Annotated in this window: 18 protein-coding genes and 1 pseudogene; 10 read left to right on the forward strand and 9 right to left on the reverse strand. The window is 33.8% G+C overall.

The annotated features are described in order from the left end of the window. Positions 1-136: 136 nt before the first annotated feature. On the reverse strand, positions 137-1450 hold the full coding sequence (locus GFU89_RS13055) for a PIN domain-containing protein (RefSeq protein WP_076551607.1): 1314 nt from the start codon (positions 1448-1450) through the stop codon (positions 137-139). Between the two features lie 393 nt (positions 1451-1843). Here GFU89_RS13055 and GFU89_RS13060 point away from each other — a divergent pair, with 393 nt between their 5' ends. From GFU89_RS13060 to GFU89_RS13090, 7 genes are all read left to right on the forward strand, one after another. Beyond that, positions 1844-2386: an antirestriction protein ArdA gene (locus tag GFU89_RS13060; protein ID WP_318847538.1), complete on the forward strand. Its 543-nt coding sequence runs from the start codon at positions 1844-1846 to the stop codon at positions 2384-2386. After that, positions 2352-3026, forward strand: a complete 675-nt coding sequence (locus tag GFU89_RS13065) for a recombinase family protein (RefSeq protein WP_318847539.1) — start codon at positions 2352-2354, stop codon at positions 3024-3026. Before GFU89_RS13060 ends, GFU89_RS13065 begins: the two co-directional genes overlap by 35 nt. Before the next feature lie 8 nt (positions 3027-3034). Next, positions 3035-3949, forward strand: a complete 915-nt coding sequence (locus tag GFU89_RS13070) for a hypothetical protein (protein ID WP_318847540.1) — start codon at positions 3035-3037, stop codon at positions 3947-3949. Positions 3950-4086: 137 nt separating this feature from the next. After that, positions 4087-5355, forward strand: coding sequence for a BT4734/BF3469 family protein (locus GFU89_RS13075; protein WP_318847541.1), 1269 nt, complete (start codon positions 4087-4089; stop codon positions 5353-5355). A 420-nt stretch (positions 5356-5775) separates the two neighbouring features. Continuing rightward, positions 5776-6180: a hypothetical protein gene (locus tag GFU89_RS13080; RefSeq protein ID WP_318847542.1), complete on the forward strand. Its 405-nt coding sequence runs from the start codon at positions 5776-5778 to the stop codon at positions 6178-6180. A gap of 22 nt (positions 6181-6202) precedes the next feature. Then, complete coding sequence (locus GFU89_RS13085) at positions 6203-6781, forward strand: hypothetical protein (RefSeq protein ID WP_318847543.1); 579 nt, start codon at positions 6203-6205, stop codon at positions 6779-6781. After that, positions 6765-7577, forward strand: a complete 813-nt coding sequence (locus GFU89_RS13090; protein ID WP_318847544.1) for a hypothetical protein — start codon at positions 6765-6767, stop codon at positions 7575-7577. Before GFU89_RS13085 ends, GFU89_RS13090 begins: the two co-directional genes overlap by 17 nt. 197 nt (positions 7578-7774) lie before the next feature. On the opposite strand, the gene GFU89_RS13095 is transcribed toward GFU89_RS13090, so the two are convergent. From GFU89_RS13095 to GFU89_RS13120, 6 genes and pseudogenes are all read right to left on the reverse strand, one after another. Beyond that, complete coding sequence (locus tag GFU89_RS13095; protein WP_318847545.1) at positions 7775-8104, reverse strand: DUF4280 domain-containing protein; 330 nt, start codon at positions 8102-8104, stop codon at positions 7775-7777. Further along, positions 8104-8535, reverse strand: coding sequence for a hypothetical protein (locus tag GFU89_RS13100; protein ID WP_318847546.1), 432 nt, complete (start codon positions 8533-8535; stop codon positions 8104-8106). Before GFU89_RS13100 ends, GFU89_RS13095 begins: the two co-directional genes overlap by 1 nt. Before the next feature lie 11 nt (positions 8536-8546). Continuing rightward, a complete protein-coding gene (locus GFU89_RS13105) occupies positions 8547-9620 on the reverse strand; it encodes a hypothetical protein (RefSeq protein WP_318847547.1) in 1074 nt (357 codons plus the stop codon). Positions 9621-9622: 2 nt separating this feature from the next. Then, the gene (locus tag GFU89_RS13110) at positions 9623-11845 is read right to left on the reverse strand and encodes a type VI secretion system Vgr family protein (protein WP_318847548.1); all 2223 of its coding nucleotides are present in this window, start codon (positions 11843-11845) and stop codon (positions 9623-9625) included. Positions 11846-12038: 193 nt separating this feature from the next. Beyond that, the gene (locus GFU89_RS13115; RefSeq protein ID WP_318847549.1) at positions 12039-13991 is read right to left on the reverse strand and encodes a recombinase family protein; all 1953 of its coding nucleotides are present in this window, start codon (positions 13989-13991) and stop codon (positions 12039-12041) included. 47 nt (positions 13992-14038) lie between these two features. Next, positions 14039-14884, reverse strand: a pseudogene (locus GFU89_RS13120) (YifB family Mg chelatase-like AAA ATPase); the annotation flags it as partial. 279 nt (positions 14885-15163) lie between these two features. Between GFU89_RS13120 and GFU89_RS13125 the strand changes: the two are divergent. Further along, positions 15164-16372, forward strand: coding sequence for a PepSY-associated TM helix domain-containing protein (locus GFU89_RS13125; protein ID WP_318847550.1), 1209 nt, complete (start codon positions 15164-15166; stop codon positions 16370-16372). Positions 16373-16382: 10 nt separating this feature from the next. Then, positions 16383-18506, forward strand: a complete 2124-nt coding sequence (locus GFU89_RS13130; protein WP_318847551.1) for a TonB-dependent receptor domain-containing protein — start codon at positions 16383-16385, stop codon at positions 18504-18506. 138 nt (positions 18507-18644) lie between these two features. Here GFU89_RS13130 and GFU89_RS13135 read toward each other — a convergent pair whose 3' ends face one another. After that, positions 18645-19847, reverse strand: coding sequence for a hypothetical protein (locus GFU89_RS13135; protein WP_318847552.1), 1203 nt, complete (start codon positions 19845-19847; stop codon positions 18645-18647). 6 nt (positions 19848-19853) lie between these two features. Then, positions 19854-22214 (reverse strand): TonB-dependent receptor, encoded by a 2361-nt coding sequence (locus GFU89_RS13140; protein ID WP_318847553.1) that lies wholly within the window; start codon positions 22212-22214, stop codon positions 19854-19856. A gap of 395 nt (positions 22215-22609) precedes the next feature. On the opposite strand from GFU89_RS13140, the gene GFU89_RS13145 reads away from it, so the two are divergent. Next, on the forward strand, positions 22610-22741 hold the full coding sequence (locus GFU89_RS13145; RefSeq protein ID WP_318847554.1) for a hypothetical protein: 132 nt from the start codon (positions 22610-22612) through the stop codon (positions 22739-22741). Positions 22742-22803: the final 62 nt, after the last annotated feature.

Raw genomic sequence — 22803 nt, forward strand, 5'->3', positions numbered from 1 at the left:
GACATTCGAGAGATTTGGGAGTTTGCAGGAAGCATCAACACAAAAGAGCTAGAAACTCCCAGCAATGATATTGATGAAATAAAAAAATGCTTGAAACTTTAAGAGCTGATATTATTAATATTAAAACTAAATATAGTTAAATCAATCTTGTAAACATGTCTACTTTATTTATGTAACCAAATAATATTTCTATCTCCAAATCTTTAGAATCATATCTACTTTTCATTTCTGTAATAATCTCATTTATACCCTCCATCATTACTACTGGTCCAGTAACCACCACTATCAATAATTTTTTATAAGCAAGAAGTCTAGCATGTTGAACTGAACTACTCAACATCCTTGTCAATCTTTTTCTCAAGTATGAATCAAGCCTAGTGACGTATAAAATTTCAACGCCACTCTCTTTACCATCATCATCACTTAATATAATATCTGGAAATCCACTTTCATTGGACATTACATAGGAACCCGCATTGTTCTCTAATAACCACATTTTAACTTTCTGCTCAATATCACTATGAGTTTGATGATTATTAACTATATCATTTAAAACAATTTCATGAAGATTCTGTTCTTGTTCTTCAATTTCAAGTTCTTTTACTACATCATCATTTGCTCCAAAAAGACCTAGGAGTTCAGAAAGTTTAATTATGTTAAAAGACTTATTGGGAGCTTTAGTTCTAAATTCTGTAATTAGTTCAAATCTAGGATATAAAGCTTGACCTTCGCTTTGATAAAACCAATCTTTTTTCTCATCACCTGAAACGAATACAACATCTTTATTATATTCCTCTGCTAAATGTAAGATGGTATACCAAATTAACAAATCACCTATACCCTTATCTCCTTTGTTCTCGTCTTCAAATCCTGGAGGTATTTTATGGTCATATCTAAATTTTAACTGAGCCTCTATTTCGGCTTCATTAATCTCTATATCAACCACAACATTTTCTTTAAATAAGGATTTGTAAACTTGGCTAACTGGGTCATCCCAAGACCAGTTTCTTACATGTTCTATTATTGCTCCTATTTTTTGTTTATACTCTTTTATCTGTTTATCAATTTCCTTTTCTTGGTTTATTAGTTCATCATACTCCGGTAGCCCATTAAGCAAAGGGAATTTACCATCGTATAGATTTTGTGTCTTACTACGCTTTCTAGTTAATTTTGAGAATAGTTCTTTTAGTTTTTCAGGTCTCGTTTTTGCAAACTCTCGTGCAACTTGACCAGGAACAAACAATCTCTTTTCTTTAATTATTTGAGTATATACCTTCTTTATTTCATCAACACTTTCAGAGCTAGTAGTATATGGTAAGACTAAAGCATTTGTATCAAGGACGAATAAGCATTTGGATTTAACCAAAGAAACGGGTGAACCTGACAATGAAAAAATATCGCTTGCTTTTGGAAAAAGTTTATTGTTTATAAAGATGTCCTTGTTAGCCATGGTAATTAGTAATTATAGTTAATAATAGAGCTAAAGATACCTATAAAATAAGAAAACACAAAATGTAGATAACCTGCCCACCTATACAGATTACATCACCCCCTATCAATTTCGATTTAGGTTATCCCCCCCGACAAAAAAAGACAAAAAAAAGCTATATAAAACACTATCTCTCAAAGTTGTTTTAATTTTAGACTAAAGTCTAAATGCGACACATAAAAGGTTCATTAAAAACGATGATATAAAAGTTTCAAAATGTATCAAAAATACCTACCTTAAATTTGGTACAATGAAAAAGGTTTTGTATATTTACTTTAAATAAAAAAGCCTAGTAATATTGGCGTATCACTAGGCATATCAATAAATTTTAACTCTTACTTAAAATTATCGACTATGGCAAATTTACAAAATTGTCTCGACAATTGTGCCGTTTACTGTGGCACTTATGCAAAGTACAACAACGGAAGCATCTTTGGACAATGGCTCAATCTTTCAGATTATTCAGATTACAACGAGCTTTACGAGGCTATGATAGAACTTCACAAAGATGAAGAATACCCCGAATTTATGTTTCAGGATTATGAATTCCCAAAATTCTTTATCAATCAGGGTTTAATATGTGAAAGTCACATTTCAAATGACATCTATGAGATTGCAGAGAAAATCAATGATTCAGGCTTAGAATTTGAAATCATTGAAGCCTACGTAGATTGTATTGGCAACTATTGTAAAGATACAGAGGAGCTTTTAGATAAGGTCTCGGATTCTTATTCTGGTGAATTTAGTTCAGATGAAGACTTTACACAAGAAATGTTAGAACAAGATGGTAGTATTCCTGAAAATCTACCCTCGTACATCTTCATAGACTGGGAAAAAACAGCATATAATTTCATGCTTGACTATGCATGCTCAAACGGACATTATTTCAGAAATTAATAATAAACTTTCACCCTGTTATCAGGGTGCTTTATACTATAATCAAATGAAAGCAAGATATATGAGGGTTTCTACTGGAAACCAGAATACGGCAAGACAATTACATAAAAGCCACCCTAATGAAAAGCTTTATATTGACATCATTAGTGGAGCTACACCATTCAGCCAAAGACCAGAGGGCAAAAAGATGCTTGAAGATATTGAAGCTGGTTTAATAGATTATATTTCGGTGCATGCTATTGACAGACTAGGAAGAAACCTATTTGATATTTTAGCTACTTTAGAGTTTCTAAATGAAAAGAAAATAACTTTAGAAGTCGATAATTTAGGGTTGAAAAGCCTAGTTAATAATAAGCCTAATTCAGCTTTTAAATTAATTATCTCGGTGATGGCAAATATAGCTGAAATGGAACGGGAAACCTTACTGGAAAGGCAACAAGAGGGCATAAAACTTGCTATAGCAAAAGGTGTTTACAAAGGTAGAGTTAAAGGCTCAGTTGAAAGTGATGAACAGGTTTTAGATAAGTATAAAGAGGTTGTAAAGTATCTTAAGAAAGGACAATCTTTGAGAGATACAGCAAAGTTGTGTAATGTTAGCTTGGGAACGGTTCAAAAAGTTAAGAAAATTATTAATCAATAATTCACATTATGATTTTTATAGACACACCTGAAAAGGTAAATAATTTTATTATCTCTAAAATAAACTTTCAGGATAATGAAATCGAACTTAAAGAAAAATATTACCTAATAATAAATGATGTTGAATCTATTGAAGGAGATTCAGAGCATTGTGATTATCCAGGTATAAATTTTGAACAGTTTCTCTCTCAGCCTGATATTAATTTCATAATTCAAAAGTATGAAACCTTGTTAGTTTCAGAAATAGAATACTATCAGCAGGATTTCATTACAACTATTGCCTATAACTTTAGTGCCTATAATACAGAACTGAGCCAAAAGATGTACTATGAGAATACAATCTTCTCCCTAAAGAATTGTATTTCTCGATTTACAGAAAAGTTAGCTGGTAAAGATGATTTTAATACTCCTTTAAATAAGATTCAGAGAATTACTATTAATATCATCAATAATGCACACACAGGAATTATACATATGCTTAATGATGAATATGATAAGTACATCAATCCTACTATTAAAGTTGACAACCTTAGAACTATCTTTGGTTTAGACCTACAGTTTATTACAAAGCTATATACCGAGCTTAAAGCATATGAATTATTGAGCACCTCTATTACTAATGACTCCTTTTTTGAGATATTAAATATTAATTACAATGGCGAAGATAAAATAATCGTAAGGCTAAACAACTTGAACGAGTTTTACTATTTAGTAAGGTATTTAAAAGAAAAGTTTTCAAGTAAACATATGGATTTCTACCAGCAAATTTCAGATAGGTTTTTAATTGATACAAACGAGAAAACTAAAATACATCTAAAACCCAAAAAGATATCCGGAGGAATCAGTGATTTAAACAAACAAGTTACAAATCGTGAGGTTTCAAAGAGCTCTGAAATCAGAAATGTAGTTATAAACTTAGGATAAAAGAAACCAATCCCCCACCAACCCACTACAAGCCACTGAAAATCAGTATAATATATTTAAAAAAACAAAGATAATCCCTCAATAATCCCCCAAAAACCACTGTATTTTTGTATTTAAAATCAATAAAATACAAGATTATGTTCAGAACTTTTAAAAATGTAAAAACAACCTATTCAAAGACCCAATTTTCAGAGCTTCAGGAAGTGGTTAGCTATATCAAAGATGATTCAAGACCTGAAGTAGAAAAAATTAAAAAACTAAGAACTTTAGAGAAAGGAACTAAGGAATTTGATAAAATAAAAGAGTTCCAGCTGCCATGTGTTCTCTGGAATTTTACCACCAATGGGGGAAGGAAAGCAGAGGATATTATACAGTCAACGGGCTATATTTATTTCGATATTGATGATAATTTAGACTTTACATTCAATCCAGAATACTTCACAGCTCATTGGAGGAGTGTAAGTAATACGGGTTACGGGTGTATTGTTAAGGTTTCGGGAGTTAATTCAAGTAATTTTAAAGAGGCTTTTAAGCATATAGCAGAGCTTTTGTCTATTCCATTTGACCCGAAAGTAAATAGCATTAGTAGGGTTAATATTCTTTCATATGACCCAAATATATACTATAATGAGTTTGCACAGACTATAGAGTGTAGTTTTCTGTCTACTGATGACATTGCAGATATTAATACAGAAAATCACCAATCCAGTAGTAACTTTAGAGAAAATTATAGTTATAACCGGAATGGTGAAAATGTTTCAATCAGGTACGATAATCTGGAAGAAAGGAAATCCCAGATTTCAATAAACTATGATGAAAGAGGGGTTTGTGATTTAAAAGATAATAAGCTGCTTTATTCCCGAGCAATCATCCCCAAAAACATTAATGATGGTAGGAGAAATACTATATTATCTAATCTAGGAATAATGATTATTGCTTTAAATCCTGAATTATCTGATGGGGGATTTATTGAGTTTATAAGGAAAGTAAACCAAACTTGTTGCACACCTCCAATGTCGGAGAGTAATATAATGTCTCTTTGCAAGAGTATTTTAGACAAAAGAGAAATATGGAAGCTTATTCCCAACCAGAAAAAGAGATTCTTTTTTGACCATTTAATGGAGCTTACAGCAAAACAAAAACAAAGCTATGCAGCAATTTATAGAAATAAACATGTAGGAGAATTAACAAAACATACAATAAGTAATTCTTTTGCAGGTCTGCTTAGTGAGGGTAGAAAATTTAAAATTAAAGATATACAGATGGAGACTAAGGCTTCCCCCACAACCATAGCCAAATACCTTCCTGAAATATTAATGGAACAATACGGAGGTGACATTGACCATGTACAGCCATTTTTCAATGCTAAAAAACAAATTCAAAAATTATTGACTACTGCTGCTTAGTAGTGGTCAAATTGCTCATGAATTGCACTGTTGCTAGATTCCAGTATTAGAAATTCCCTCTGAAAAAGGTTTCTATCATTCTGAAATAACCAAAAAGTTATTTTACAAGAAATAGATTTTAAACATTCAGCTTGAATTAATATCTTTGCAACTTACTTCAACGAAAAAAAATAAAAGTGTAAACTTTTGCTTTTGTCTTGTGAATCGGCAAAATTCAACCTTATCACAAAATGCAAATAGTTTAGCACACTTGTCATGTCATATGGCAAGTGGCTATCCTGTTTTATGTGATATGGCTTTGCCGAGCCAACAAGACTAGAGCATGTGAGAAACCACTTGCTTTTTTTTATGCCTTTATGGTAACCCGTAATGGTATAGGATTATTAAAAATTAATTTTAAAATCAATTAAACTATTTGATATGAAACATTTATTTCTTGCAGTTATAATGGCTGTTTCTCTCGTAAGCTGTTCTAGCAACGATGATACCACAACACCACAGCAAAACAATCCTGTAACAACTCAATACTTTCACCCCCCTGCATGGATTCAAGGCAGTTGGAAAATCACTGGAAGTGCAAATCCTTATTTTAAATTCAATTCAGATGATTTTATTCTGGTAACTCCTTATACCAGTTATAAAGCTGTTTTAGAGCAAACAGCCAAAACAGGGCAACCTGCTAAAGTAGTTGAACAAACCTCAGACTATTACTATGAGTTTACAATAACAGCAGGTGCTTCTTCAGGGCAATACAAATTCAAGAAAATCAGTGATACAAAGATTCAATGGGTTGGTAGTACTCCTTTCTTTTTGGATAAAGAATAAAAAACTTTAAAATTTAATTAATATGAAAAAAATATTACTTCCCTTAGTTTTGTTTACAGTTCTTGCAAGTGCACAAACACAACGAGACTATTATAACGAATCCTCTTCAGCAATAGACCCCGTAACAGGTATGAATAACACAGAAAGTGAGAGTGTTAAAATGGCTAATGAAGCCTTGAAAGCTAATAAACAGAGTAAAATCGGACAAAAGCTAGAAAAGTCTTTAGAAAAAGTTGAGAATTTGGAAACTCCAAAATTTGAAGATGTTTATCAAAATACCTCTACACCTGAAAATAGAAGTTATAATCAGTCTGGAAATATCCAAACCAACCCTCAAAATAACGAGGTTGACCCATTCAGTTCACCGGAAGACAAATCCCCCTCTTTTCAAGGTGAAAGAGTTAATGTTGATGAACATTATATCCAGCAACCCGACGGAAGCTACATTAAAAAAAATACTGGCTACCAAAAAACGAGTAATACTGGCAGTGATAATACAATGTTGATTGTAGTTATCCTTATCGTTGGAGCTGGAATTATCGGGGCTATTGTAACTAACAGCCAGAAAAAGCCAAACAACGACCATGATAACTTTAAATAAGTTCTATGATAAAATCCATGACTGGCTACTTCCAATGCCAGAACAGGAATGTGACATGTTTCCACCTGTAGACCATCTTTACTCTCCATCATTTCAAAAAGTAGTAATGAATTATCTAAAATGGTATGGAGTTAATAAAAAAGGGAATACTACCAGTAGTAAAGTTTACCCCACATTTGTTGAAATTCTGGAAACTAAAAACATACTAAGAAAATGTGGTTTTACAACTGGTGAATACATTGAGAAACTTGTAATCTATGAGTTTCTGGAAATGAAGGAAAGAATGCCCGATTTGAATCCAGTAATGTTTGCTCACTTTTTTGAAGACAGCTACCATAATTCTAAACTTGTAAAATTTGTCTCTTTAGGAGCTCAAAAATCGAGTCAAAACACAAAAGAATACTACGACACAACAAGAAGGCTTTTAATTGAAATTCAAAGCCATTTAAAGACTAATGATTTAAGAATCAGAATTGAGTACATTCATACTGAAAATAAAAATTGGTTTAACCATTCCAGAGTTCAAGAATTTATAACCCCATTTTGCAAGTTAGCCTTAAACTGTGATGAATTAGGCAGGTTTAGTATTACTTACTTTATTAATCCTCACTTTAAAGAGTTAGTAGGGGAATTGCTGGGCAATACTCTAGAAAAACAATTTAATGAGCTGGCTAATAGTGAAATAAAAGATTTAGTAAAAATGACTCCATTGAATCGAAAATATGACAAATGGTTTAAACAGATTCAGAGCATTCCAAACTATAAAGTAACTGTTACAGAACAAAATCTTTTATAAATCGAAAGACAGCCATAGAACTCTTAAGGTAGATTAGAAACAATACTTCCCTCTAAATCTATAGAGGGAAGCTTTATTATCCATTTGTCTTGTAATCACATAAACCTTGCGTCACACATATTAGTAATTTGATTATCAATAAGTTAATTAAAACAAAAGGCAGATTGCAATTTAATGCTAAAAACCAGTTAAATAAATCACTCTTCAACGAAGCTCTGAGCTGACTTTACAACTGATATTTTACCACCAACAGAACACTGGCATGTAGAGTTGTCTAACAGCTCTTTTTTACCTTCAATTTCAAAATCAGAGGTATTGTCCCATTTAACAGGTGATGGTGAGCAGGAAGACCTTAAAACACTACATACACCAAAAGGCTTAATGTTAGTATTAGGTTGTTTGTCCTCTTCTGTAGCCTGTAGCTTTCCTTCAATCTTCATAAAAGACTGACTTGTTACTGTGAGTGGAGTTGGTGAAGCTCCTTTATCACATTTTAGCTGGGTGGTATCTGTGATGTGCCAGGACATTATTTCTCAATATTTAAAATTCCTTTTTCCAGAGAAGATGACATTTTAGCTTTATAAATCAACTTTTCTCTGTTATAGATTGTGATATTCTTAGTCATTGTTGAAATTGTAATATCCTGTATTTTATCACCATTAAGAAAGAATTCAATTTTTTTATTAAAATGTGACAACAAAGCTCTCTCAGGTAAATAGCTTTTTTTTGACTTTAAAAGTTCATTAAGTAAAACTATTTGTTTTCCTTTCAATTTTTTACTATTCAGTAGTTGAATAGAGTTACTTTCATTAGTATCATTGACTGTAGATGTTTCCTTATCATAATAGGAGTAATTCTTTATCACTATGCTATCTACTTTTCCAGTATAAATATGTTTTATTTGCCCATTTATTAAAATGTTCAATAATATAACAAAAACTAAGATTACTTTTTTCATTTTTTTAACTATTAGATTGCTTCTACTCTTTGAACCGTTGACTCATCATAGACACCGTAATTTCCATCTTCAATTTTAATATCTAAATGCTTTTTATAGAATGTTACATTTGCCATTGTGCTTGGTGCAATATGAAATGTTGGGTCTATATTGGCATAAGTTGCTGGTAGTGCGGATATAACCTTAATACCTATCTTTTTAGCAATTACTCCTGCATATACACTAAGATAGTTATATGCTAGTATTTTCTTTATTTCTAAAAATGTTAGCTTTATTGAATCATTTACTTTATAGGTTGTTCCTAATATACCATTGATTTGAGGAATCAAATCAACAGGTAACGAACCACTAGGATGATAATAAAATGTATTAGGTACAAAACTAAAAATAGTAGAATCAGATATTGTTTTAGTAGTGCTATACTGTTTGTTATTCCTAAACTTTGAAAAAAGAGCATTTGTTGCAACAGGAAAGCTACATCCCCAAATTTTCATAAATCCCGAACTTGTAAATGCATTTTTAAAATTTGTAGTATTAATCGTCCCTGAAGTAAAATCGGCTTTTCTCATATCACAATCTCCTCCTCCACTATCTGTATTTACTAAAATTGGACCATTCCAATATGCATGAGAAAAGACATGAACCTCCTGTAATGTATTAGGGTTATTTGTTCCTATATCTTCAATCAATTTATAAATATCCGTTTTTGAAACTATCTTTTTATTATTGTTCTCAAATCGAATACTATTATTAGCTCTCACATAGTCACTATTAATTACTTTATCAAATGTTAGTGTGCTTTTCTTAGGTGATGAGTTTGCAAAGTATTCAGTTTTAGTAATAGTTCCCTCTAAAATATTAACATCATAAATAATAAAATCATTTCCTTTTTGGCTTTGAATGATTTTCTTCACATAGCTTTGAACGTATTTATCAAAAGAGCCTGAAAGCTGATAATTGTTATGGTCATCAGGATAAAATAATCCAGAAACCAATATGTACTGCTTGAATGGAGCGATATTTACTTTCAAATGTTGGAAGTTAGTACTTCCACTTATACCCGTTATTGTTACTGTTCCAGACATAATTATATATTAGTTTCGTTCGTATCTTCTTTTTCTTTCTTTTTTATCTCTACCTTTTCTTTTAACTCTGCAAAACCTTCCTTATTTACAGTTCCTGAATAAATTATTTTCTTTTTCTCATTATTATAATCATGTTCAACATCAACGTCAATAGTTTCTCCCTCATCATAATTTCGAGTATATACCAAAATACTTATCTTTTCCCCAATAAAAGCCGTGTCAATAATCTCTTTCATATCGCCATCCATCCATTGTGCACTGACTATTTGCTTTTCTTTGGTATAATCAAACTCTCCGTTTTGAGGAAGTTTGTTCATTTGAGGTGCTTTGTACTCAATCTTGTCTTTGGCAGTCAATAATGAGTTTGAACCATAAACATGCATCCTGTCTTTTGCTCCGAACTCTGTCTGTCCATCAGTATAACCTATAAACTTTTCTTTACCGTAAAGGTCTAGGTGTGCTTTTGCTGATATTTCAGTATTGGTTCCAGCATTGATAATAGTTTTCTTACCACTGTCTTGGCTAATCTCTTGTTTGGCAATAATCTTAATATTCTGCCCAACATTGGTATCCATATTCTTTCCTGCTTTGGTCTCTATATTCTCTTCAATATCAAATTTCAGGTTCTTAGATTTTATAGTAATAGTTTCTGGAGCAGTGATATTGATATTACTTCCTTCTGTATCAAACCTGAGTTCATTACCACTTTTATCTGTTAGTAAAATGCTCTCATCCTCTGTAAATACTAACTTATGTCCACTTCTGGTCTGTAAAGATTTTACACGGTTGTCCATACCACCTCCCAAGCCTACGCCTCCATGAAACATCCCACCCATTGCAAAAGGAAAATCTGGATTATGGTATTCAAAGTTAACCATTACTTGGTCTCCAATCTCAGGAACTGCAACAAAGCCTCTATTCTGACTTATAACATCTGTTCCACCGGCATCTGGGCTCATCATTCGGATAAAATGAGTGGTATCATTCAATTGCCAATCAAACTGCACTTGTATTCTGCCTTGATTTAATGGGTCGATATTGGAAACTACTGTGGCTACCTGTGGCTCTGCTTTAGGTGTTATAAAAGCTGGTTTAGGCATAAAACCTGTTCCTTCAGATATAGCCTCAAAACTTCCAGTATAATAGCCTCTTGCATCCACTTCATGGCTTACCTCTGTCATCATTAATGTAGTGAAGTGGGAAGTCTGGTTACTGTCCTGATTTCTCATGTCTATGTCTGCTACACAGCCTACATATAAAAAAGGAACTGTAGTATTTCCTGAAACGGTAAAAACTTCTACAGCCTTACTCCCTCTTGCACTCTTTTGGGAATCATCCACATCCAGAAACATATTAGCATTAATGGGAGTAGGGGTTAGTGACCTTGTTTTGAAAATATTATCATTCAATTCATAGGCTTTGGCTGATAAATTCCCTAAGTGTTTAATGTTGTCATTAGAGCCTAGCATTTTAGCATGACTACTGCTGTTGTAACCAAAGTATTCTGGTTTTGTATGAACTGCTTTTAGTTCCACCTGTACATCTGTAACATTGCTTCCATAAGTAAGCTGTATAGGCTTTTCAGGTGGAGGGAGTTTTCCAAAATGTAGTATGTACCCATCATAGTAAAACTGTTCTCCATAAGCTTCTGCAAGTCTTGTCAGGTAATTGTAATGGGTTTCACAATATTGAGAACTGTAGTTAATGTAGCTTTTATTCTGGGTTTCTATTCTGAAATCAAACTTACTTGTTCCTAGTGCTTCCCTAATAATTCTATCTGCAATGATTGCAGTGTTTACAGATTGACTACCTCCGAAACTCTGAGTATGTGGGGCTGAATCCATCAGAATTGTTGGACTATATCCTTTTAGCACAATATTACCTAGGCTCATTTGCTCCTGACTAAAAGCAACTTTTGTAATCACTCCTACAAATGTTCTTTCGGGGCTTTCGTCTTCAGTATCTTTATACTTAAATGTTAATGTAATTCGTTTTCCTAAAAATTGTTGGGCTTCTTCAAGATTATGGTTCTGCACTTCACCTAATGAATCATGTGCTAAAGTAAGCTCAAAGTAATGGTGTTTTCTGGCACTTTGCTGTAAACGAAAGTGCTTAAAATGACTGATAGATTTCCCTTCAACCACAATGTCAAGTTTAACCACACGGTTAATGCCTGCAATATGGTTCTCTGAAATCTTTTCAGAATTGGAAATATTCTTTCTCATTAATACTGTGGTATTTGTGTTTATATCACCAAATATAGATAAATAGATAATACCACATATACAAATTTTGAAAAACTTCAAAAAGTGTAGTAAAACTACGATTGAGTTTTAATTGTTAAGATAGCTAAAGCCATATTAAGAGAACATTGGTTTTATCCAGAATCTGAAAACCTAATCTGCCATCTTAATCAAATCATTTTTTATTAAATCTACTATTTACAGCATTCAAATGTCCTTCAAATACTGAATTAAACCACTCTTTTACGCCTTTATTTTTATATCCCTTATATTTTTCTACAAACAAATTATAAAGTGAGTCTGGCTTATCTAGTGCATAGATATTAAGTCCAGAATCATGACACAGCCAATGAGGATTTAAATCGTAAAACTCAATAACTTCCTCAAGAGTCCAACTTCTTATTTCACCATAAGGAATAAATGTATTTTTAATAAATTCAAGACCATCTCCATGGTCAAAATGTGGTTTCATTAATATTTTTCCATCTTGAGTAAGAAGACTTTGTTTGTTCATATCTTCAAAACTTACCAAATACTCTATTTCTGAGCCAACAAGCTTTCTAATTGCTTTGTCTCTAAAAGAAAGTAGATAACCATCTTTGACCCTAAAAATATATTTCTCCTTTACTATCTCATTCTTAAACCAAATCTCTAAAGAATAGCAATTAAGAAATTCAGGTATATCATTGTAGGCAACAATTATCTTTTCAATATATTTATGTACAAGATTTCTTTTAACCTCAAAATCAGTTTCTAAAGTATATTGTTTGAAGTCCTCTTTTGTTTCAACCACCAATCTTTCAAAATCTTTGAAATTAGATATTCTCAATTCAATTTCTGAAATTTGAAGTTTAATTTTCCTATTTTCATTCCTAATCTTTTCTATTTCAGGTTTAACCTCATCATCAGTAAACACATCATTCATAACAGACCGTATTAAACTTTGTTTACCCTTTTCATTGTTTTCTAACTTCTTTTCCAGAAGTCCTCTTTCAAATAACAGATTTTTCAAAACCGAATCTCCGGATTTTGAAGCCTCATTTAAAAGCTTTAAAAGCTCATCCTTTATAAAGAAATGCTCCCAAATGATATCTTCAATTTTATCGATGTTTATAGCTCTATTCCCACAGTTTTCTCCTTTGATTCTTCGAGATGAGCAAATATAAGTATGGTCTCTCTTATTAACTCTACTTCTACCATACATATTTCTTCCACAGCTGCACTTAATAATACCTTTTAACAAGTATTTATGCTCAACTTTCTTTCCAGTATTATTTCTATTCTTTTGTAAGTTATCATTAACTTTTTGCCAGTAAACCTCACTAAAAATTGCAGGTGCGTTGTAATAACTGCCTTTCCAAAATCTTTCCCCCTTGTAAAGAGTATTTTTTATAATTCCTTGTATTGTTTTCCCTCTCCATTTAGCATCACTTTTGTTCTTTTCTGTTACAAAAGTGGGATTATATCTATCTCTGATTTTATAAATCCCTCCTTTATCATGTTTATTATATGATGTTGGAATCCCCTCATAATTAAGAGTTTCAGCAATCTTATCAGTCCCCTTTCCTTGTAAGGACATTTCATAAATTCTTTCTACAATTTTAGATTCCCCTTCATCAATAATTAAATAACCATTCTCATCTTTAGTATACCCAAATGCAGATTTAGCATGAACTTTCCCATCCTGAATATTTCGAGCTAAGACACTTTTTATTTTACTACTAGCTACCTTAGCATAAAAATTATTTATTAAAGAGGTAATATGGGAAAATAAGAAGTTCTCATCACTTTCAAAATCAAATTCTGGGTTATCTTTAAATGATAACTTAACTTTCTTATCTTGAAAAATACCATAAAGTTTTGACCACACATCTTTATTCCTTTCCAATCTTGACTGGTCGTAAGCAAAAACATGAGTGATTTTTTTACTTAATATATCTTCAACCAACCTCATTAATTCTGGTCTATCTTCAATATCTAATGTTCCTGAATACCCCTCATCAATATAAACCTCACAACTAAGATTTAGCTTTTTAGCCAGTTCTTTACCTGTTTGAACTTGGTCATTAATTGACCTATCTTTACCATCCTCTTTTTCTCTCGAAATTCTTGCATAAATAGCTAACATACAATAGTTTTATTACAAATATACAATTGTACCACATTCTACACAATAACATCTGAAATTGTATGATGTGGGGATCTGAAGGGACGAACGGTCATCAACGAAGACTCAGTTCCTATTTTTCCGGCTACGGAATGAATTTTTGTTGTTTCTAAAGCTTCCTTCAAAGTCAATGGAGGTAAAATACTGGGAACTCTTTTAGCAAGCATGGTTTTTCCGCTTCCCGGAGGGCCGATAAGAATGATATTATGTCCGCCTGCTGCAGCTACTTCCATGGCTCTTTTGGCTGTTTCCTGACCCTTCACTTCGGAGAAATCAAAAGGAAAATCACTGATCTTTTCATGAAATTCTTTCCTGGTATCCAGAATAAGCCTTTCAAGAGGTTTTCCTTCATTAAAAAAATCAATCACTTCTCTGATATTTTCTACTCCGTATACTTCTAGATCATTAACAATGGCGGCTTCTCTGGCATTCTGTTTAGGAAGAATAATTCCTTTAAAACCCTCTTCCCTACCCTGAATAGCAATAGGCAAAACTCCCTTGATAGGTTGCAGACTTCCATCAAGAGAAAGCTCACCCATGATAATATAATTCCCAACTTCCTCTGCCAAAATCTGATCTGAAGCCGCTAAAATACCAATCGCAATACTCAGATCATAGGCAGAACCTTCTTTTCTGAGATCTGCCGGAGCCATATTGATGGTAATTTTCTTCCCGGGAATTTTATATCCTACGTTTTTAAGTGCTGCAGAGATTCTATAGCTGCTTTCTTTAATCGCATTATCGGGAAGACCTACCAGGTGATATCCCACTCCGCCGGTATCTACATTCACTTCAATTGTTATTGTCTGTGCAGCCACTCCATAAATGGCACTTCCATAAATTTTAATCAGCATGGTGTGTTTTTGAAGTAAAAATAATCAATATAATGTTTTGAAAACATGACAGTTAAACGAATGATTTTCTATAGAAATAAATATATTTAAAAAGATATTAATAAAGAGCATTGAGATAGGTTCTTTAAAACTAAAGGTTTTCATGCTGTTCAGATAGCATACATCCTAATAAAAATCAGGTTTTAAAGGAGAAATAAAGCCATATTACTGTTTAGAATTGGTATAAATAAAGTTATATTTGTAGCTTGTTTATTTTTAATAAGACTAAATAGATATAAAATGCAGCAGACTGGTAATAAAAAATCCAAAGGATCCTTCAAAAAATATATTCTGAAAGCTCATTTATGGCTCGGACTGCTTTCAGGAATCATTGTACTAGTAGTTTCTTTGTCAGGTGCATTTTTTGTTTTCAATGAAGACATTACCGCTGCCTTGCGCAAGGAAGCAACCTTCCATGGAGAAAAAGATATTCAACATAAGAAGCCCATTCCTATACGCGAATTAAAAGATATTGTGAACGCCCAGCTGAAAAATGAAATCGTAAAAACAGATGAAGTCACCATTCCTATAGATCCTGCACGCTCTTATCAGTTCGGACTGATTAAAGTTAATGAAGAGGGCTGGAATCACTTCAATACCTTTATTGTTTATAAAAACGTTTATGTAAACCAATACACCGGGAAGGTACTCGCCATATATGATGTAAAAAATAATCCTTTCTTTATCTGTATGACTCTGCACCGCTCGTTGCTTCTAAGCAATAAAATTGGCGGTACTATCGTGGGAGTAGCTACCATCATCTTTGTCATAATGCTGATTACTGGAATTATCCTATGGTGGCCGAAGAATAAAAAAATGCGTCAACAGCGTCTATGGTTCCGTTGGGAGAAGGTAAAAGGATGGCGACGTAAAAATTACGATGTACACAATATTCTTGGGTTTTATGCCTCTTTTCTTGCGATTGTTGTAGCCATCACAGGTATTATGTATTCGTTTCGTATTACCCAAGTGTGGGTTTATGCATTACTCAATGGCTTTTCCTCTGCTACCCCAGATTATAGTCAATATAAAACAACCGCTCCGCAATCTGTGGAGACTGTAACAACTATAGACCGTATCATAGAACAGGTAAAAACTCATTATCCGAAAGCTTATTCTTTTGGAATTGATTTGGAAGACCATACTGAAGCAGATCACAAACACGATAATTTAAGCATCTGGATCAAGGATAAAGAGTTCACTTATGCCGAGTCTTCGATGATGATTTTCGATGAGCACTCTGGGAAACTTCTATTTAACCATCCCCACGAAGATAAACCTATGGCTGAAAGAGCTACAGATGCTACGTATGATCTTCATGTGGGAGCTTTTTTTGGAATGCCCGGAAAAATTCTTGCCTTTATCATGAGTTTATTCTGTGCCTCATTGCCCATAACCGGATTTATGATCTGGTGGGGCAGAAAAAATAAAAAAAAACCAACAACCTAAATCTATTATCATGAAGAAACACTATATATGGCTCCCTTTAATGGCGAGCCTGAATGCCTACGGACAGACTGAAAATCAAAACGATTCTTTACAGACAGATAAAATCTCAGAGATCAGTGGCATTGTAGTAAAAGGGAGCAAAGCCGTTTTTCAGCAAAAAGCTGATAAAATGATTTTTAATGTAGAAAATAGTGTGTTATCTGATGGTACCACAGTTTTGGAATTGCTTGGCAAAACGCCAGGTGTGGTAGTTTCGCAAGAAGGAGAACTCTCATTGCGTGGCAAAAAAGGAGTAAGTGTGATGATTAATGGTAAACTGAGCTCGCTCTCCGCAAAGGAACTTGCCAACCTGTTGCGCTCCACCAATTCCACACTGGTAAAAAATATTGAAATAATTGCTAATCCTTCCTCTAAATACGATGCTGCGGGAAATGCCGGCATCATTAATATTGTTCTGAAAAAAAGTTCATCAGAAGGGCTGAGTGGAAACTATTATCTGAACGGAGGAAGAGGCCGCAAAAACAGGGTAAATACAGGATTGAGCCTGAACTATACGCATAACAAACTCTCTCTACACGGAGATTACAGCTATACTTTTCGTGGTGAGGAAGAAAAACGGGACTTTAGTCAGATTTTCTTCGATGAAAAGCAACCTCAGCAAATGACCCGGAGAACAGATCAGAACTCCATGACCAATGAGCCTTTAACTTCTAATAACTTTAAGTTTGGTGCTGATTATGCTTTTAGTGACAAAACAACTATTGGTGCTTTATTTGATGCTAAAATAGGGAGATATGAAGATTTTTCTAAAGGGGAAAACAGAATATTTCAGCCGATAGATAACCTGTTTGCTCATGTACTCTCAGATAATAAAAGCAAGGAAAGCTGGTATGATTATACCTATAATTTAAAGGGGACACACATCTTCAACGATAAGGATTATAAGGTAGATGTGGATCTGGAATACGAAACTTCCCGTTTCTCATCCCGTCAGAATCAGATTTCAGATGCACTGGTGAATCTGGGAACAGAGAAATTCAACAATAGAAGAGGCAGTATTGCTTCCCGTTTGAAAGTTTTCAATGCTAAGGTAGACTTTACCCTGCCTTTTAGTGAAATTCATAATCTGGAAACAGGTTTGAAATCTACTATAAAGTCTAATAACAACCCTTCGGAGTATTTTATACAACAAGGAGACGACTGGATCAATGATGATAAAGCAAGTAATGAATATGCATACAAAGAGCAGATACATGCATTGTATGCCAACTACAAGCTTAATCTGACGAAATGGACATTCCAGCTGGGGCTAAGAACAGAAATAACCCATACGGATATCAACCAGAAAACTTCTCAGGAACAACGAAAAAGAGATTATACAAACCTTTTCCCAAGTGCATCCATCAAATACCAGATGAATGATCAGCATGGATTTTATGCCTCATACAGTAAAAGAATCAACAGACCGAGTCACTTTGATTTGAATCCGTTTCGTTTTTATGATGATCCTTTTAACTACTGGCAAGGAAACCCGAATCTGAATCCGGAATTTACCCACGCAACAGAATTGGGGTATACCTGGGGCAAATACATTATTGCATCAGCCTATTTTAGTGTCACAAACGATGTAATGACGGAAGTATACAACTATCAGCCAGACACAGGAATCCTTGTAAAAACTCAGGACAATCTAAACAAATCTTATGTATATGGTGCCAATATTACGGCTACTACAAAGCTTTTTAAATGGTGGTCGCTTACTTCTATGCTGAATGTATTCAACAATGAATATAAAGGCAATTATCAGAATTACTCGGTCAACAGTTCACAACTGGCATTTACGTTGAACGCACAAAATAGTTTTAGTATTGCAAAAGGATTGAAAGCAGAGGCTAATGGGCAGTATTTTTCGAAATCTAATATTGGTTTGTTTATCCGCGATGCTTATTTTGACCTGACACTTGGGATTTCTAAAACATTATTAAAGGATAAAGCAACCTTAAAACTTGCTGTGACAGACTTATTAAAGACCAATAATTACCGTGTAACAGGAAATAACTTCAGCTCTATCAACCGACAAAAATACAACCTGGACAGCAGAGTGGTAACGCTTTCATTCAATTATAAGCTTTAATAAAAACCAAGTTATAGAAATAAAAGTTCTCAGACAGCTTGCAATAATCTGTAATCATTTAACAAAAACCGGGTCTCAAAAATTTTTGAGACCCGGTTTTTAATCAAACAAATATTCTATGAAATTTATATGCTTTAATTAGTCATATAATTTATCAAAACGTGCAAATCCTGAAATACTATTGGGAAGTTTCATTCCTTTAGTTACTTTATCCGTTTGCTGATCATAAATCCAAACATAGTTTCCTCCTTTATTGGTATTTACAGCGATGTATAATTTGTTATTTTGGACAAACATACCTTGTTCGTAAGGCTCATCCCCCGGTAGTTCGTCCAAGACCCTTACCAACTGCTTGGTTTCGATATTTATAATAGCATATCGACCATTGTAGCTACCTCCTAATGCCGGATCGCGGTACAGGACAACCATTTTATTGTTACCAATATAATCGATAACTGTTTCCAGAGGCTTGTTCCCAACAAGATTGGTAAGATTTATCTGATATCCTGCATCAGGCGAAGTTGCCCCTTTTAGAGCTCTGAAAAGGTAAATATCGCTTGTTCCTGCTCCTGCACGTGGAAAACATGTGTAATAAAAAGCTTCTTTATCTTTTGTAAAAGTCGTTTTGAAATAGGGAGAGCCATTGGCTACACCAGAACTTCGGTTATCTGTTATAGAATTTTTTACTTTGAAGGTTTTATAATCTATTACAGCAAAATTGTAATATTCAGGAGTGAGCCATTTACCATCACGGAAGCTATACTGCAAATAGATCTGTCCATCCATATAGGTCATGGCACCCAGCGAATAAAAGTTATAAGCACTTGGGAAAGGCTGAAATCCTTCGATCTCACCCTGACGGACAATACTAAGGTCAGCAGCATTGAAAACAGTATAGCGGATATGCTGGCCATCCCCTGTATCTCCTACAATAACCAAAGTATGATCATCTATCCAAACATAGCTGGCAATATCACTGATGTAGGTATAAGGCACTTCTTTTACAGTCGTCAGTCTATCCTGTGTATATTTAAATTTTTTGAAAATACCCTGATCGGTTTTATAATTGTAGATAAAACCATTTTTTACAATATAGGAGTAAGTTCCTTTGGAATTAATTTCATCCCCTTCTTTGGTAATATCCATTTCACCTTTTGTAAGGTCGTTGGTGGCTGTCATATAATGTACCGTATTGGGCCAGCTTCCGAGAGCGGAAAGTAAAAAATATTTATAGTCTTTCTCACCACTTTCAGAGTCACTGAAACCAGGTTCCCGTTCGCAGCTAAAAATGGTTAAACATGCAAGTATTAAAAATATACTGTTTTTGAAATATTGTGTCATGATCTTTTACTTAAGTAGGTATCTGAATTTTAAATAGAAAGCGCGTCCCTGCTTCTGAAGTTTGAAGTTGTCATAAGCCAGTGCATCCCCAACGTTGCTTACATCGAATGCCAAATTATATCTCCCGTTCTTCATGGAATAGCTAATACCTATGTTGTGAAGGGTTTGTCTTGGGATAATCGGAATGTTTCTTGGATTTCCATAGGATTTCCAGTTTTTGTAGAACCATTCTGTCATCTGCAGACCGTAGTAAAGCTCAATCCTGCTGTCTTTCTGAAACCAGTCGTCTTTACCAAGACTTACATTTACATTTCCAAATAACCAAGGCTGGTTGGGAACATCTTTTTTATAAGTAGCCGAAACAACATCTTCACTGTTGTTGGCAAATTTTGTATTGTCATAAGCTTTGTTGTAGCTCACATTCATTAACACGTTCAGGAGTCTTTTGTATTGGTAACTTATCTCTCCCTCTAGTCCGCGTGTAAAGATATTAGACAGGTTTTCATATTTGAAAGTACTGTTATATAAATTAGGAACGGTATAAATGAAATCCTTTGTATCCCGAATATATCCTGCCCCTTCTATACGGAAAGCATGCTGCCCCCAATGGTGACCATAGTACAAACCTACGTTTACATTATTACTGGTTTCAGGTTTCAGATTCATATTACTGGTTACAGCAACCCCATCTCCGAAAATTTCCTGTGGTTCTACCAAACGATAAGAACGTTCAAAGGATCCTTTTATTCCCAATCCTTTTGTAATTTTCACTGTGGTAGCGAAGCCGTAGCCCCAACTGCTAAAATGATCTTTTGCCGGATTATCAGTTCTGGTCACTGGGTCGAATACCATTTTTTGAAGGCCTACCTGGTAATATTTAGCAAAGAAAATATTAGTCCAATGTTTATTGAAAAACTCCTGTTGATAAGCCATAGATAAGATCTGTTTGGTCATCTTCGCCGGAGGTACATTCTTTTTTTCCTCTTCAAGTTGATTGAATGTGGTATTCTTAAGATAGTCGAGAACATAATTGAAGATAAGCTTGTGATGCTCAACTATTTTATAAGTGGCTCCTACCTGTGAGTAAAGACGGTCTTCATGCTGCATGATGATAGTTCTTCCTCCTTTTTCACTTGTAGCAGATGGCTCAAAGGTATTATCCCAGCTGTATTTACGCATAAGGGTATCTGTTGCTTTCTGAACGCTTTTTGAGAAACCTGCATATACATTCACATCCAGATGATCATTGAACAGACCTGTTTTTTTATACTTCATAAAGTAATTATGAGCCTCTCCGTTTTGCTTTACCCCACCATATACTACTTCCTGATTGGAACCGGTCTGGATCTGTTTATCAAAAACGGATTGTGACATTCCCACAAAGAAAGAATCTGCCCAGCTTTTGTTTTCTAATCCTACTTCAGCCATTCCAAAAACAGATTGATATCTGTCATTAAAACGTTTCAAGTCTTTTAGCTCGTATTCGTTTTTAGCAGCATTCCAGATTTTCATATCTTTCATCAGATAATTATTATCCGAATGGTTATAAAAACTGTTGATACGCATGATAATTCCTGTTTTATCATCTTTAAACTGTCCGTTCAAATTGATACGCTGAGTATTAAAAGAACCTAGGCTTATACTTGCATCCAGGTAATTTTTGCTGCTTGACGGAGTAATAATATTGACCGCTCCACCCATTGCATCTGTACTTAAATGGATAGGAACTACTCCTTTATAAATCTCAACACGGTCTGCCATATTTACAGGCAATGTACTCAGATCCACTCCTTTTCCAAGCATTTCCAGAGGAACGCCATCTATAAAGAATTTCACGGCTTTACCAGACATTCCGTTGATAGAGAAGTTATAATCGGAACCTATACCTCCCTGTTGACGGACTTTAATCCCTGTGGTTCTGTTCAGAACCTGATTAAGATCTGCCGTGGTATTGGCTAATTTAGCAACATCGATAGCATTAACAGTAAAAGCACCGTCTTGCAGTGCTTTTACTTTACCTTTACCGTGTACTACAACTTCTTGTACAGCCGCATGATCCTCTGCTAACTGGATATTTAACGGAGATTCTTCGCTACCGAAATTTATTTTCTTTTTGAGTTTTTTATAGCCATCCAGGCTGAATACTAATGTAGCTTCTCCTTTCTTGTAACTAATCTTGAAATTTCCGTTTTGATCGGTTTTTGTTTTTATTTTTGTGTTTTCAACAAAAACATTTACTCCGTTTAATCCCTTCATTGTATGATCCTGTACAATTCCCTGAACCATAAAACCAGCATCCTGTGCTTTAATGAGGGAAATTGTAAGGGTAAAAATGAGAAAGATAAAAATACGCTGATACAATTTCATTATTTATAATTATTACAAATAGCAAAATTAAAGGTTCACTTGTTAATTCCCAAAGGAAAAAGGATTTTATTTTTAATTATTCTAATTATAATTAAATTTGATTGATTTATAACCTCGCTACAAAATCATAACAAGCTCACATTCAGATATAAATATAAAAACATTACGCTACTAAATTCTCTATGTATGAAAAAAGTCATATGAAAAGTAAAACATACCGCTAGAAAATAGTCACCCTATAGATCTAAAAGACAGAAGTTGGCCAGCAAAGGGTATACACAAAACCTAAGCTGACAGCTCTTTAGATATCTTTTTCATTCTTTTGGCCAATCATGTCCCTGATATAAGTTTTTATTATCCTATCAAAAAAAGGAAGGAAATATTTTATTCAAATTGTGGTAGACTTTGACAGCACAATTATCAAAGAACAGCTGACTTCTTCCGATCTGGATTCTTTAAGAAGAAATCATATTAAAATTTCCCATGGAAACTTTAGTACAGAAAAGGTTCCACTGGTGATGAAATAAAAAAATCGGCACAAAAAGATTTGTACCGATCCAACCATTATTAAAAACTAACGAAAGAAATT

It is taken from the genome of Chryseobacterium sp. JV558, assembly GCF_033712365.1.
GTDB lineage: Bacteria > Bacteroidota > Bacteroidia > Flavobacteriales > Weeksellaceae > Chryseobacterium.